Annotated in this window: 11 protein-coding genes; 1 reads left to right on the top strand and 10 read right to left on the bottom strand. The window is 36.4% G+C overall.

What is annotated here, in order from left to right:
* Positions 1-42: 42 nt before the first annotated feature.
* The 10 genes from ACMA47_RS15215 to ACMA47_RS15170 all read right to left on the bottom strand — a co-directional run bounded on the left by ACMA47_RS15215 (position 43) and on the right by ACMA47_RS15170 (position 12,266).
* Entirely contained in the window at positions 43-561 is a 519-nt protein-coding gene (locus ACMA47_RS15215; RefSeq protein ID WP_413930439.1) for a hypothetical protein, read from the bottom strand.
* A 38-nt stretch (positions 562-599) separates the two neighbouring features.
* Positions 600-2,498 carry an asparagine synthase (glutamine-hydrolyzing) gene (asnB, locus tag ACMA47_RS15210; RefSeq protein WP_413930438.1) on the bottom strand — a complete coding sequence of 633 codons (1,899 nt, stop codon included), beginning with the start codon at positions 2,496-2,498 and terminating at the stop codon, positions 600-602.
* A gap of 68 nt (positions 2,499-2,566) precedes the next feature.
* The gene (locus tag ACMA47_RS15205; protein WP_413930437.1) at positions 2,567-3,820 is read right to left on the bottom strand and encodes a lipopolysaccharide biosynthesis protein; all 1,254 of its coding nucleotides are present in this window, start codon (positions 3,818-3,820) and stop codon (positions 2,567-2,569) included.
* A 5-nt stretch (positions 3,821-3,825) separates the two neighbouring features.
* Entirely contained in the window at positions 3,826-4,959 is a 1,134-nt protein-coding gene (locus tag ACMA47_RS15200) for a glycosyltransferase (protein ID WP_413930436.1), read from the bottom strand.
* Positions 4,960-5,057: 98 nt separating this feature from the next.
* Positions 5,058-5,546 (bottom strand): hypothetical protein, encoded by a 489-nt coding sequence (locus ACMA47_RS15195; RefSeq protein WP_034692627.1) that lies wholly within the window; start codon positions 5,544-5,546, stop codon positions 5,058-5,060.
* A gap of 109 nt (positions 5,547-5,655) precedes the next feature.
* Positions 5,656-6,792 (bottom strand): hypothetical protein, encoded by a 1,137-nt coding sequence (locus tag ACMA47_RS15190; RefSeq protein ID WP_413930435.1) that lies wholly within the window; start codon positions 6,790-6,792, stop codon positions 5,656-5,658.
* A gap of 20 nt (positions 6,793-6,812) precedes the next feature.
* Positions 6,813-7,598: a (Fe-S)-binding protein gene (locus tag ACMA47_RS15185; protein WP_034692631.1), complete on the bottom strand. Its 786-nt coding sequence runs from the start codon at positions 7,596-7,598 to the stop codon at positions 6,813-6,815.
* Positions 7,599-7,687: 89 nt separating this feature from the next.
* Positions 7,688-9,025: a 4Fe-4S dicluster domain-containing protein gene (locus tag ACMA47_RS15180; RefSeq protein WP_413930434.1), complete on the bottom strand. Its 1,338-nt coding sequence runs from the start codon at positions 9,023-9,025 to the stop codon at positions 7,688-7,690.
* A gap of 8 nt (positions 9,026-9,033) precedes the next feature.
* On the bottom strand, positions 9,034-9,984 hold the full coding sequence (locus tag ACMA47_RS15175) for an MlaD family protein (RefSeq protein WP_413930433.1): 951 nt from the start codon (positions 9,982-9,984) through the stop codon (positions 9,034-9,036).
* Positions 9,985-10,112: 128 nt separating this feature from the next.
* Positions 10,113-12,266, bottom strand: a complete 2,154-nt coding sequence (locus tag ACMA47_RS15170) for a SurA N-terminal domain-containing protein (protein ID WP_413930432.1) — start codon at positions 12,264-12,266, stop codon at positions 10,113-10,115.
* Between the two features lie 261 nt (positions 12,267-12,527).
* On the opposite strand from ACMA47_RS15170, the gene lon reads away from it, so the two are divergent.
* Positions 12,528-14,933 (top strand): endopeptidase La, encoded by a 2,406-nt coding sequence (gene lon / locus ACMA47_RS15165; protein WP_413930431.1) that lies wholly within the window; start codon positions 12,528-12,530, stop codon positions 14,931-14,933.
* The last annotated feature ends 178 nt before the right edge of the window (positions 14,934-15,111 follow it).

The raw sequence follows: 15,111 nt of genomic DNA, 5'->3' as shown, positions 1-15,111 counted from the left end.
TGTTTAGCTCATAATAAGCTAACAATTGTACAAATTTAAAAATTATTTTGTGATCGTAACGGTATTTATTGAAGTAGGTGCATCAGCCTCTTTTGAAAACACTTCATTTCCGTCATACAATACCTTTGAAACCTGAAATGCAGTAGGGGTATTACGATATTGAACTTCCAATGTCCCGGTAACATTGTCATTGACATTGGTACTTTTTGTAAAGGTAATCAACATTTTGGAATGATAAGAAGTTCCTGTACCTGGTTGATCCGGGCTGATAGAATCCAGTCTTCTTCTTTTTGCTCCTGCAAGGTATTCCATATAGTATAATGACTCGGGTGATGTTTTTAACGAAATACTTACCGGAGCAATATCTTTCGTTCCAAAAATATCATTCACTGAATATCCCGTATAAGATCCTGTAAGTTTACTGTTCAGAAGATCCTGACCCGCACTGTTTTTCATATAGATATTAAGTACCTGATCTATTCTCTGCAAAGAATCATCATCATTTTTACAACTGATGAGTGCAAAAACCGCAACAAAAATGCCCCAAAAATATTTCATCATAAATACAAAGGTAAAATATTAATCTTTAGACTGCTTCTTTATTTTTCAAAATATTTCTGATACCACAGTTCAAAGGTAACCAGCTGCCATATTTTCACCCAATCATACTCATGTTCCTGATGATTCCACCATTCATCAATCACTGCAGCATTGAAGAAATTCCGTCTTTTTAAGTTTTCAAGATTTTCAGTAATAAAGTCTCTTACTTTTTGTTCATTTTTAATGAAATAATTAACCGGAAATGAAAATCCTTTTTTGGGCATATTCAAAACTTCCTGAGGAAGATATTTTTCAGCTGTTTTACGCAATAAGGGTTTGTTTTGAACTCCATTAAACCTCATATTCTGCGGAAGTGCTGATACATAATCTATCAGGCTGTTACTCAGATAAGGATAACGGAATTCCACGCTATACTTCATCGCACTCAGATCATCCCGGAAAACATGATGGGAAGAGAGTGAATATTTCATATCATATTCAAAATACCCGGCATAGTTTTTTGCTTCTGAAAGATGATATTTTGAAAGGTCCGAATCAATTTTACTGTAAATATCTTTTTGTAGAAGACTCTTTACCTCCCAAGGTCTCATACTGATCTGGCTTTGTCTGAAAAAATCAAACATATGATCCTGGGAAAAGTAGTTTTTAACTCGCTGTGAAAATTTATCTTTTGTAAAGATCAAGGGGATTATAAAATTAAAATTCCTCATCAGAAGCCATTTATTCAGTTTCAGCGTATGGGAATAGCCGGCAAAAAGTTCATCGGCACCGTTTCCGCTTAATACAACTTTAAAGTTTTTATCATGAGCGTATTTTGCTGCATTAATCAAGACTTCAAAACTGCTGTAAGGCTCTTCAAAATGCTGGATATTTTCCTTAAGGTGCTCCAGTGCCTCTTCATCATTTACTTTCTTTATCTCATGCAGAACTCCAAAATGTCTGGCTGCCAGAGATGCATTGCTCACTTCTTCTTCCGAAAACGGATAGCTTATGGTGTATGTATTAATACGTGCATTGAAAGGTTTTGATTTTGAAGCAATTAACGTTGAATCAATTCCACCACTCATCATCACTGCTACAGGAACATCCGCATATAATTGTTCAGAAATACTTTCAGAAAGGAGTTCATCAATTTTTTTTACCGCTTCTTCTTCGGAAATATTTTTTTCAGACGGAGAAGGCAGCTTCCAGAATTTTTCTGTTGTGATTTTCTGATCTTTCAAATCAATAGTCATAAAAGAAGCGGGTTCCAGAGAAAAAATATGCTGAAAACAGGTTTGTGGAGCCAGTGTTGTCTGAAAAAGAAAATTCGTATAGACTCCATTCCAGTTGATTTCAGGCTTTACCAGTTCATTTTTCAGTAATGCTTTTATTTCTGATGCCCAGACCAACCCATCTCCGTTTTGATGATAAAATAAAGGTTTCATCCCTACCCTGTCTCTTGCCAGCACAAGCTTTTGTGAGATAAGATCTACGATACAGATGGCAAACATCCCATCCAGTTTTGCAAAGGTGGAATTTCCCCACTCCTGGTAAGCTTTGAGAATAACTTCAGTATCTGAAGTACTGTGGAAAGAGTACCCTAAAGATTCAAGTTCTTTCCTTAATTTTTTAAAATTATAAATCTCTCCGTTAAAAGTAATGATGATCTGCTCATTTTCTGAGAGCATGGGCTGATGTCCTTTTTCAGAAAGATCAATAATGGACAATCTGCGGAAACCTAAGGCAATCTCTGAATTCTTATCCTGTAAAACCGGAAACTGTTCTTTAATTTTTTGGGTGGAATCATTTCCTGAAAAAGAAATTCCCTGGTCAGCATTGTATAGCCAAAACCCTTCATCATCCGGTCCGCGATGTCTGATCGCCTGATTCATTTCCAGAATATTTGTAGAGGAAATACTTTTATGAAATGAATAATAACCGGTGATTCCGCACATAGTAAAGGATTAATAGATATGTAAAAATAGGAAAATTGACTTTATTTTAAGGGGGAGCTCTGAAGTAATTATTTCTTTACAAATTTTTGCTTTAAAAGCTGTATTTCTTCTTTTGTAACCATATAGTCTTTGAAACTAAAGGGAGTAGAAGCGTAAAATTTCCTGAACAACAGAAAAGCTGAAACAAAATAGGACGATGTAGTGGCAACACAAGCGCCTATAATTCCCCATTTTGGTATTGCAAAGAAAGAAAATCCGACTGTAACGATCAGTCCTACAATGGATTTTATATTGAGAATTTTTAAATCTCTCATTCCTGAAAAGTAATGTCCCACCATGTCACTTACTGCAATGGCAAAAATTCCCGGTGATAAAAGGAGCATTATTTCTTTGGTATCTCTGAACTCTTTCCCGAAGATCATCTCGTAAACCTGAGCTGGAATAATAATGATTCCCAGCACAAAACCTATCATCAGAAAAAAAGTCAGCTTTAAAGATTCTTTGGTTTTCTCTATAGATTCTTCCCTACTTTTACTATTGACAACATCCGAGTATAAAATCACTGCAATACTGCGGGTAATGGTCCATATAGCTTCCGAGAAAGTAACTCCGATAGAAAATATTCCTACACTGGCGATGCCTTCAAAATATTCTAAGAAATAAAACGAAAGCCTGTAATTCAAAAACTGGACAAAAGCACTCAATTGAGTTTTCCAGCCATATTCAAACATATTTCTACCCACCTCTTTACAGAATGATATTTCAGAAATATTGCATTTTTTGATAATCTGAAAAAAGCTAGTGAGGAAAAGAAGCGCCAGACATCCAATCTGAGCAAGAAAATACACAGTAACATCTTTCTTTCCAAACACATATACCAATATTCCTATAAAGATAATATGGACCAACTGCTGTAAAACAGTATACACATTAAACTTTCTAATATTCTGTGTTCCAATAAACAAGCTGATATTGGTAGATAAGAGTGAAGAAAAAACAGATATTCCGATCAGATACAATAGATATTCACCCTGAATAGAAGCTATACTGAATAAAAAAGGGATTAAAAGTCCTGTAAGGAGAGACCACAGATAGGCATACAATAAAACCTTTTCTATTTTAAACCTTGAGGCAAAATAAGAAGCACTGCTTCCGGAAAAGATACTGCTGAAAAAGCTTACTGCTGCAGCATTGGCAACCACAATGGAAATAGTTCCCTTACCCTCACTTCCCCACATATTCGTAGAATAGATCACCAGTCCGAAACTCAGGATCAGGATAAGAAAGCGTGAGACAAATGTTTTAATAATAGTAAGCTGCATGGTGATTATTTATCAATAGATTTTTTTACAAAATCAACGAAGGAATCTTTTATGAGTTCCCAATTATATTTTTCTTTACATTCTTTTCGGGCATTGAGCGCATGAGAATGATACAATTCAGGATTCCTGATATAGTTAATGATCACTTCTGAGATCGCTTCAGCATGATGAGGCTCTACCAGACTTCCAAATGAAAGCTCTCCCATGTGCTTCCTTATTCCTTTCAAATTTGAATAAATAACAGGTTTTCCTGCTCCCATAAAATAGAACAGCTTTATAGGCAGAGAATGGTTATTTTCAAAGTTAATTTCCCGAAGATCAAAACATAGATCCGCATCTGCAAATGCTTCTGTAAATGTTTCAAAACTTGTGGGTTTTCTGATCTCAATATCATCAAAAGAATAGGTCTTCAATAATGATGAAAAATAGAGCTCATCGCTTTCCTGTACCGTTGAACCGATAATCAGAATCCTGATATGGAGTGCAGGCAGTTTTTGACGAAGCCTATCTATTGCATTGAAAAAGTTTTCAATTCCTTTATCTTTAGAAATCTGACCTGTGTAACAAAGTGTAATACCTTTCGGATTGAGTTGCTTTATACTTTCCTTGATGTAAAGAGAATCTGGATAATAAGGAACAACGATCTGTTTTTTAAATCCAAAAAAATACGCTAAAGGAAACTTTTTAGTGGTTTCACCAAAAATGAAATGAGTACTTAAAAATCCGGCATACAGCTGAATAAGAGAAAACTTTAGGGCCTGAAAAATGGTAGCCGGAAACCTGTACTTTTGAAGCATTGACATGGAAGGATACCATTCTGTAACGTCATAGATACAACTTATCTTATGCTCTTTTACAAATTTCTTTACTGCTACAACAGCCAATGGTTCAGAACAAATGATACATTCGGGATGAAAAGTTCTGCAAACTTTCTGGAAAGTTTCCATTTTCTTTTCTATACTTTCTTCAAGAACGGCATAAGATTCTATTTCAATCCCATCAATAAAACCCTTATACTCTGCATATAAACTGCATATTTTCACTTCATACCCATTATCTCTAAGAGCTTTCGCCTGATGATAAAAAATGCGGTCATCATTATAGCTGTGGGAAGTCGTTAAAAAAAGTACTTTAGGCATTAGTCACTGCTCGAATCTATACAAATATACATTAAAACAAAAAAGTGGAAATATATTTTCCACTTTATGATTATTCTTTTGTATCAGCTTAACAGCGATTATTTTATAGAAGCCGCCCAGCTCTTCTCCAAAGGAAGAAGGAAGTGGCTTAAAAAGTCAAGATAAGTATTTTTAGAGAAGTCAAAAACCTGAATATCTTCTGCAAGTTCTCCGTTTCTCAGCTTCGTTTTAAAATCAATTAATTTTAAAGTTTTTACTTCACCATTCTCCACAAAACTAGCTTTCATTCTATCAAAAAGGCCTAATTGGTATTCTTCATCAATTTCTCTCATTACCTTTCCTAACGCATCAATGCTGCATCCTGAAGCCATTTCTTTTTCTTCGTCTACACAAACGATGATAAACTGATTCTTCTCAATTTTAAAGGAAGAAGAAAGAGGTTTTCCATGAGCTGCCCACGTTGCAAGGAAATCAAATAGTTTCTCGGTAATGGCTTTTGCTTCTTTTGTTTCGAAAGGTCTTGAAGCCGGGTATATAATGACTCTGTAGTCGTTGGTTTCTACAATATTAGATTCTTCGATTTTCATAATGTAAATATTTATTTTTCAAGGATTTATCAGGTAAAATAAATTCTGGCCAGTGACCAGAATATCAATTTAACGCTGATTGAATATCCTTATCATCTTAAATACAAAATTACGCAATTTTCTCGAGTTTAAGATCATTGTATTTTTTGCTCAGCACATAGAGCATCATAATGAAAAGTGGGAAGATAAAAGGGAAGAAAAACCTTAATGCAGCCGACTGCGGAAAGAAGAAAAATTTGATATAAAGATTCACCACGAAAAGAACGGAAATCATTCTTACCCATACATCTTTGGAACGCCAGAAAATTACTCCCATCATAATAGCTACCGATAAAGTGACCTTTTTGAAATAAATAATCTTGATGTAAATGATACTCAGATAGTCCATTAAACTAACGTCTATCGGGTGTGTGGAAATAATCGGTCTTCTATCGATAAAGGTATCATAGAAGAGGTCTTTCCATCCCGGATAGTGATAAAACTTAATGATGGCCAGATACATGACCAGAAGAACTGTTCCCTGTAGAATAAAAGAACCATCAATTTTCTTTTCCTGAAAATAATGGAAAAAGAAAACTGCAATAATATAAGTCAGGGTGAATGTAATATAATCCGGCCGTATAAAGGTAATCCCAAACAGAAGCACAAACATGGCCCATTTGCTCCATTTTTTAATTAAGCCAATCATAAAGATCAGCATAAACTGAAAGATGAACATATCCGGCGTAGAGACCCTTGACATGTAAGTCATTGGCGGTAAAAGCATGGCGGCAATCGTTAATAGTACGGCAAGCCAATATTTCTTTGGAAACAGGAGTTTTAGGATAAAAAATAATAATACTCCTGAAAAAAAGTAAGAAATAAGACTGGTAAACAGTACGGCCATTGGCGATGATAATCCAAGCTTATAAAAAAGGGTGATCACAAGAATATACCCTACTTTGATCTGAAAATAGGGTAATTGTTCTGTAAAAGATTGTGTATTTTTTACGAAATACTGCCTGGGAATGTCCCATTGCTTTATTCCGATAATGTCTGTATAATGTTCTGCAGGAGCTTCTTTTTTTATTTCCTCATAGGTAAGGATTCGAACTTTATCCGGAGAATCCGGAAATTCCGAGGTATACATACATCCCAGATACCCGGGCATGTCCCAATCATATACTCTGTTTTGATAATTCCAGAATGTAAGAAGAGCAAGTATCGAAATGATAAACAAAAAGGAGAGTCTCCATTTCAGCTTCATAAGCCTGTATAAGATTTCAATTATAAGTCTTCTGCTTCAGCAAGAAGTTCAACGATATCTTTTACGGCAACTTCTGTATTTTTGTTAAAGTGTTTTACACCATCTGTCATCATGGTATTACAGAAAGGGCATCCTGTGGCAATTACCTTAGGTTCAAAAGATAAAGCTTCTTCAGTTCTTTCAATATTGATGTCTTTCTTTCCTTTTTCAGGTTCTTTAAACATCTGTGCACCTCCTGCTCCACAGCAAAGACCGTTGGTTTTGCAACGCTTCATTTCTACAAGCTCTGCATCCAGCTTTTCAAGAAGCATTCTTGGCGCTTCATATTCGTCATTGGCACGTCCCAGATAACATGGGTCATGGAAAGTAATTTTTTTCCCTCTGAATGCTCCTCCTTCAATCTTCAGTCTTCCTTCTTCCATTAAGGTTTTAAGGAACTGTGTATGGTGTACTACATCAAAGTGCCCGCCAAGGCTTGGATATTCATTTTTAAGGGTATTAAAACAGTGTGGACAAGCCGTTACGATTTTCTTTACTTCGTAAGCATTCAATACTTCAATATTGGTAAGCGCCATCATCTGGAATACGAATTCGTTTCCTGCTCTTTTTGCAGGATCTCCGGTACAGCTTTCTTCCTGTCCCAGAACGGCAAATTCAACTCCTATTTTATTTAATATCTTGCAAAATGCTTTTGTAATTTTTTTAGCACGGTCATCAAAACTTCCCGCACATCCAACCCAGAATAAAACTTCTGGTGCTTTTCCTTCGGCAGCATACTCTGCCATTGTTTTTATAGTGAAATCCATTTCTTTTTCAATTTGAAAATGTGAGAATTTGGAAATTTGAAAGTGATGTAGACTGTAATCAATTTCAAATTTTCAAATTGATTAATTATCTAGTTTTCCGATGCCCAGTTCAGACGGTCAGCCTGATTATACTGCCAAGGGGCTGCGTTGTTTTCCACATTGGTCATCATCAGATTCAGTTCCTGTGGCGCAGCAGACTGTTCCATCACCAGGAATCTTCTCATTTCAAAAATAATGGAAAGCGGATCAAGCAATACCGGACAAGCGTCTGTACATGCATTACATGTGGTACAAGCCCAAAGTTCTTCTTTCGTGATATAATCGTTCAACAGTTTTTTACCGTCATCAACGAATTTTCCGTTTTGATCAATATTTCTTCCTACTTCTTCCAATCGGTCTCTGGTTTTCATCAGAATCAATCTCGGAGAAAGTTTTTTACCTGTAATATTAGCCGGACAAACGGAAGTACAACGTCCGCATTCTGTACATGAATAAGCATTCAGCAATTGTACCTGATTCAGATCGAAGATATCTTCAGCACCGAATTTAGAAGGGACATCAGCTTCTGCTCCTTCAGCCGGAACAGCATATGGATCTGCATTAGGGTCCATCATTAATTTGATCTCCTTTGTTACAGACTCCAGGTTATTGAACTTTCCTTTTTTATCAAGGTTTGCATACCATGTACTTGGAAACGCAAGGATAATATGTAAATGTTTTGAGTAATAAAGATAGTTCATGAAGAAAAGAATCCCTACAAAATGGAACCACCACGCAGCTTTCTCCGTGAACATCAAAAATCCGCTATCAAAGCTGAAGATTTCCAAGAACGGAACAAATGTCATCTCACTGATCGGGAAGCTTCCGTGTTCCGGTAAAACTCCTCTCGATTGTAAAATAAAATCTGAAGCATTCATCATAAAGAAAGCCATCATTAAGGCGAACTCAATAATCAAAATCCAGTTGGCATCATTTTTTGGCCAACCGAAAAGTTCTTTCATTGTCAATCTCTTCACTCCGTAAAAATTTCTACGAATAAAGAAAAGGACAACCCCAACCACTACTAGCAATGCCAGCACTTCTAATGTTGCTGTAAAGAAATTATAAAATGTATGCCCGAAAATGATTGATAAAAAACGGTGTGTACCAAATATTCCATCAACAACAATTTCTATTAATTCAATATTAATAATCACAAAACCTACATATACAAAAAGGTGTAAAACTCCTGCAACAGGACGTGCTGTCATTTTACTCTGTCCCATGGCCACACGAGCCATTGTTTCCCAGCGTTCTCCTTTTCTGTCGTTTCTATTGATTTCGTGACCTAACCTGATATTTCTATAGATCTTCTGGAGGCTTTTGGCAAACAGCCCAAATCCCGCCACTAATAAAATCAGGAAAATAATGTTATCGATGTACTGCATAAGGCGTATTAGTCTTTGTTATTTTTACCGAAAACCGAGAAGTTGATATATCTCTTCGGATTCGCTTTCATATCTTCGATCAATGAATTCAAATTGGAAGATGCTGAATTCAGGTTGTTGTACAACTGCTCATCCTTCATCAGTTTACCTAAACTTCCCTCTCCTTTGTCTATACCACCAATCACCTGATTTAATTTTCCTACGGTAGCATCCAAATTGGCAATCGTAGCATTCAACTGTTTCGTGTCAATGCTCTGAGCCAGATTTCCATACTTATCTAAAGTTACTTTTCCACTCTGCATGGTAAGACTTGCATCGTCCAGCACCTTTTGCAGTTTTGGATCATTGTGCCCTACCAGTGTATTTACACTTCCTGCTGTAGTCTGTAATGCTCCCACTGTTTTATTAAGGTTAGCCAGTAAAGCTTTAATTTCAGCTCTGTTTTGAGCATCAAAAACCTGATTCGCATTGGTCATTAAAGAGTCTACTCTATGTAAAACCACCTGTAGCTGATCTTTTACCGGACCAACCTGAGAAGAAAGACTTCCCAATGTTCCCAGTTTGAAAGCTCCTTTTAAGGTATCACCGTCTTTTGCAGTCGGTCCTCCATACATAAGGTTTACTCTCATTTCTTTACCGGACATTAATCCCGGTTCAAAGATCTCCAGTGATGAGTTTTTTGAAAATTCGAATTTGTTGTCAACGGTAATTTTTACGACGAAATTAATTTTTCCATCTTTTGAGGTGATAGGAATAATCTTATCTACCTGTCCTACTTTCAACCCATTAATAGAAACTGCCGAAGACTGCGCCAGACCTTCTACATTGTCATATTTTGCGTAAAATATATTGTCGGTAGTAAAAAGGCTTTTCCCTTTCATAAACTGAAACAACACCACAAAGCCTACGATAGCTAGAAGTGCAATCACACCAGCTTTTAATTCTTTACTGAACTTCACTTGCTAATTTTTTTCTAATAAGCAAATATAATACATTTTAAATAAATCTTTTCCTTTATTGTTCTGCGTTAAATACAAAAAAAGCGACAAAAAAATTTGTCGCTTTTTATATCATTGAAATGATTTTCTTATTGTTGCTGATTTCCCAGCTTGTTCCAGATCTCGATTCTGTAATCTTCGATATCTGCGTTGTCCTGAAGACTCTTCATCCAAGCCTGTCCGAACATTCCAGCACTTCTCTGTGTAAGAGATTCTGTAAACTGCTTAAGATCTCCAGGCTGTTTGTTTACGGTTTCTGATTTTTTGATCAAAACATAAACTCCTGTTCCACCTTCAACCGGGTTAGAAAGTTTACCTTTTGCAACACCGAATGCTGCACCGGCAACTTTAGGTTCCATAGCACCTGCTACTGAAGGATTCAATAGGTTCACCTGAGCAGATTGTTTTGGAGCGGCAAACAATTTAGCAATCTGATCTAAGCTTGAAGCTTTTGCTGCTGCAATTTTATCAGAGATTTGTTTTGCTGCCAATTTATTTTTAACGATAACTTCGATCTGATCTCTTACAGATTCCGGATCAGCAAGACCTGCTTCCTGTTTTCCGTTCAGATACACTACAATTTTATCACCAGTTCCGTCTACTGTAAATAATTCAGTATCTCCTTTTTCTCTTTTCTTATCAAAAGCCCATGTAAAGATATCAGCATCTTTTTCAGTACCTAAGCCTTGAAGCTGACCTTCAAATCTTTTCGCTGCTTTTGGATTAGAGAACTGATAGTTTCCTTTTTTAGCAATGTTCACGAAATCGTTGAAAGATTTTCCTTGAACCTGCTGAATGAATTTTCTTGAGTTTTTGTCTGTTTCAGCCTCAGTAGCATCTGAAGGTTTGATTGCTTTCACAAGGTTAGCAACTTTATACCCCATTGATCCTGATTTTTTATCTTCAATATTGATGATATGGTAACCGAACTGTGTTTCTACTACCCCTGTAGCTCCTTTAGGATTGCTTGCAAGATAAGCAAGGAATTCCGGAACGAAAGGTGTTTCTGGTGTTGTCCAACCAAGGCTACCTCCCTGAGCTGCAGAATTTGGATCGCTTGAAAGCTTAAGGAATTCTGTAAATTTAGCAGGAGTTGCTTTTACAATTGCACCAATTGAGTCTGCCAATTTCTTAGCCTGCTCTTTAGTTCTTGTTACTCCTTCACCTGCAGGGCTTCCTTTGAATGCAATTAGGATATGTCTGGATAAAGTAGAATCTGAAGGTCTTTTACCTACCAATTTAGAGACTACATATACATCTTGTTCTTTATAAGGACCAAAAGTCTGACCTACCGCTGCTGCAGTGATCTGATCTTTGATTGTTGGAGGCAATTGAGCAGGATTCAAATACTGAGGATTGAATGGTGCATCAGAATTTGCCGCTACAAACATAGAATCATTTTTAGTATTCTGGAAGTTTTCAGCTCCTCCACTTGCATCTGTACCTCCTGAATATAATTTTGTAATTTCTTTCAAGGCTGCTGCATCATCTGCTGCACTTGGTTTAGATGGGAAAAATACAATACCGATATTTCTGCTTGGCTCAGCTTTGAACATTACAGGGTGCTTCTTGATGTAATCAGCAAGATCCTGTGTTGTCACATTGATCTTTGTTTTTTGAAGATAAGCCGCGTAATCTACTTTTACAAAGTCGATATCTGCAAGCTGATCTCTCTGCTTCATGAATTCTTCAGCTTCTTTCTTACCTGTAGTAATCCCTGCTGAAAGATTAGTAAACACCTGTCTTGCCATTAGTCTGTACTCGATTGTCTTTCTTGTTTTCAACCATTGAGTATATCCTTGAGGATTGGTGTTTTGTAATGTTTCAATTTCTTTTTTAAGCTCTTGAGTTTTAAAGTTACCTTTCTCATCAAAGAACTGTTGATTCTGAGCAAACATCTGATCGTACTGGATTTGATTCCAGAAATAATCATCTGTCATTTCAAAGCCCAATTTCTCAAACTGTTGTTTGATAAGTTTAGATTGTACAAGTAACTGCCAAGCCTGCTCTTCAAGACCGTTTTTCGGACGACCTTGCTGTTCAGCCTGCTGCTGCAACACGAAAAGCTGATCATTGAACTCTTCGCGGGTGATTTTCTCACCGTTTACTTTTCCTAAAACATCAGGATTTTTACCAAAAACCTTGTCGATACTATCGGGGTTCACCAGGAACGCCAAAAGCGCTAAGGCTATTACTCCCATTAAAAGCCAAGGCTTACTCCTAATCTGTCCTAAAATTGCCATTTTATAAATTATAGTTTTTTATCAGTTTGCGAAAATACACATTTTTAAGAAATTACAGAAACAGAACTGCTTAATTTTGATTTTTAATGCAAAGATTATCTAAAAAAGGAAATTTTGACCGTATTTTTAAGTAAAAAACAAATGGCATAAGTATTGTGCATTTTTAAAACATTATAATATGCCGCACGTTTTCAGGGTATATTATATAAAAATCCCTTTAACGATAAAAAACGAAAATGACAATTTGTCATTCGATTGACTATGACAGAATTTGAAGATATTAGTTTAGAAGAAATGATCAGTGACGGATTTGATATCGTAACTGAAGAAATCAATCTTTCCGACTTCGCAGAGACTGATAAAAATTCCGAACAGAAAATATTCCCTATACTTCCCGTAAGAAATATGGTTATGTTCCCCAATGTGGTAATTCCTATTACTGCAGGGAGAAAGACCTCTATACAGCTTCTTGAAGAAGCACAGAAGAACGGAGATTTTATTGGAATTGTAAGCCAGAAAAATTCGGATCTGGAACAACCTTCCGAAAAAGATATTTATTCTACCGGAACTTTGGCAAAGATCATTAAGATTATTAAGCTGCCGGAAGGTAATATTACTGCTATCACTAAAGGTTTCCACAGATTTAAGATTAAAAAAATCATAGATAATCAGCCTTACTTCAAAGCAGAAATATCAAAATTAAAAGACAGCCGACCTAAAGATCAGGAAGAGTATGAAGCATTATTGGAGAACATCAAAGATCTCGCTTTAAAGATCATTGAACTTGATCCCAATATTCCTAATGCTGCAAATTTCGCAATCAAAAATATTAACAACAATGATGATCTTCTGAATTTCATCTGCACGAATGCTAATTTCTCTTCCATTGCAAAACAAAAACTTCTTGAAGAAAAAAGCCTGATGATCAGAGCCAATCAGTGCTATGAGATGATGCATGAAGATTTCAGAAAACTGGAACTGAGAAATCAGATTCATCAGAAAACCTCAAAGGATCTTGATAAGCAGCAGAGAGAATATTTTCTGAATCAACAAATCAGAACAATCCAGGAAGAACTGGGCGGCGGACCTGAAAGTGATGTGGAAGATCTTATTGCTAAGGCTAAAACGAAAAAATGGAGCAAGGAGGTAGAAGAGCATTTCCAAAAGGAAATCAGCAGACTTCAGCGTCAGAATCCTAATTCTCCGGACTATAACGTACAGAGAAACTATTTGGATTTCTTTACGGATCTACCTTGGGAAACTTATACAAAAGATATTTTTGATATTGCAAAGGCTGAAAAAGTACTTGACAAAGCACACTTCGGACTGGAAGATATCAAGAAAAGAATTCTTGAGCACATGGCTGTTTTAAAATTAAAAAACAACATGAAGTCTCCTATCCTATTATTGGTAGGGCCTCCGGGTGTGGGTAAGACCTCTTTAGGAAAATCTATTGCTGATGCCTTAGGGAGAAAATATGTAAGATTATCATTGGGAGGACTTCATGACGAGAGTGAAATCCGCGGACATAGAAAAACGTATATCGGTGCTATGGCGGGAAGAATTTTACAGTCCATCAAAAAATCAGGTACTTCAAATCCGGTAATTGTTCTTGATGAGATTGATAAAATCGGACAAGGTCTTCATGGGGATCCAAGCTCAGCACTCTTAGAAGTTCTTGATCCTGAACAAAATAAGTCTTTTTATGACAATTTCCTGGAGATGGGCTATGACCTTTCAAAAGTAATGTTCATTGCTACAGCCAATTCACTTTCAACGATACAGACGCCTCTTTTAGACAGAACGGAAATCATTCAGATTGCCGGTTATACTTTGGAGGAAAAGATTGAGATTGCCAAAAGACATTTAATCAAGAAGCAGCAGGAAGAAAATGGTCTGGATGCAAAATCATTCAAACTTGGAAATGCAGAACTTAAGCATATCGTAGAAGCACATACTTCTGAAAGCGGTGTAAGAACTCTGGAGAAAAGGATTGCAGCCATTGGAAGATGGGTAGCACTACAGACTGCTTTGGTAAAAGAATATGATCCAAAAATTTCAGTGGAAAAAGTAGATGAAATTCTTGGAGTTCCAAGACCTAAAAGCTTATCTGAAATCACTGGAGTTCCAGGTGTGGTAACCGGTCTTGCATGGACAAGCGTAGGTGGAGATATCCTTTATATTGAAAGTATTTTAAGCAATGGTAAAGGTGCACTAACGATGACTGGAAACTTGGGAACGGTAATGAAAGAATCCGCTACTATTGCGCTGGAATATATAAAAGCGAAACATGATGAGCTGGGAATACCGCAAGAAGACCTGGATAAGAAAAACATTCACGTACACGTTCCTGAAGGAGCGACGCCTAAAGACGGACCGTCTGCAGGTATTGCTATGCTGACATCAATGGTTTCTTCATTTAAAAACAAGAAAATAAAACCTCACCTGGCAATGACCGGAGAGATTACACTAAGAGGGAAAGTACTACCTGTAGGGGGAATCAAAGAAAAGCTTCTTGCAGCAATAAGAGCAGGAATCAAAGATGTTATTCTTTGTGAGGCTAACAGAAAAGATGTGGAGGAAATCAAAAAAGATTATCTGAAAAATCTGAGAGTACACTACGTCAACAGAATGGAAGAAGTCATTGACATCGCCATTGAAGAATAAAATAACTTATAACATATTAACTTCTCAATAAAGAAACACGTTCTGATATTCAGGGCGTGTTTCTGTTTTAGGTAAAAAATCACAATCAACCTGGCTAGGTGGAATAAAATTTGATACAATCCAAGAAAATCCTGAAGGATTGAATAAAAAATTTTTCAATTCAGAAGGGTTTTCTTAT

This window comes from Chryseobacterium sp. T20 (assembly GCF_047345655.1).
Taxonomy (GTDB): domain Bacteria; phylum Bacteroidota; class Bacteroidia; order Flavobacteriales; family Weeksellaceae; genus Chryseobacterium.
Note: the sequence above shows the minus strand (reverse complement) of the source record. Positions and strands in the feature narration are given on the sequence as shown.

Bases quoted from the DNA above. Each gene is read 5' to 3' on its own strand.
- ACMA47_RS15215 (WP_413930439.1), bottom strand. From the start codon at position 561: ATGATGAAATATTTTTGGGGCATTTTTGTTGCGGTTTTTGCACTCATC.
- asnB (WP_413930438.1), bottom strand. From the start codon at position 2,498: ATGTGCGGAATCACCGGTTATTATTCATTTCATAAAAGTATTTCCTCT.
- ACMA47_RS15205 (WP_413930437.1), bottom strand. From the start codon at position 3,820: ATGCAGCTTACTATTATTAAAACATTTGTCTCACGCTTTCTTATCCTG.
- ACMA47_RS15200 (WP_413930436.1), bottom strand. From the start codon at position 4,959: ATGCCTAAAGTACTTTTTTTAACGACTTCCCACAGCTATAATGATGAC.
- ACMA47_RS15195 (WP_034692627.1), bottom strand. From the start codon at position 5,546: ATGAAAATCGAAGAATCTAATATTGTAGAAACCAACGACTACAGAGTC.
- ACMA47_RS15190 (WP_413930435.1), bottom strand. From the start codon at position 6,792: ATGAAGCTGAAATGGAGACTCTCCTTTTTGTTTATCATTTCGATACTT.
- ACMA47_RS15185 (WP_034692631.1), bottom strand. From the start codon at position 7,598: ATGGATTTCACTATAAAAACAATGGCAGAGTATGCTGCCGAAGGAAAA.
- ACMA47_RS15180 (WP_413930434.1), bottom strand. From the start codon at position 9,025: ATGCAGTACATCGATAACATTATTTTCCTGATTTTATTAGTGGCGGGA.
- ACMA47_RS15170 (WP_413930432.1), bottom strand. From the start codon at position 12,266: ATGGCAATTTTAGGACAGATTAGGAGTAAGCCTTGGCTTTTAATGGGA.
- lon (WP_413930431.1), top strand. From the start codon at position 12,528: ATGACAGAATTTGAAGATATTAGTTTAGAAGAAATGATCAGTGACGGA.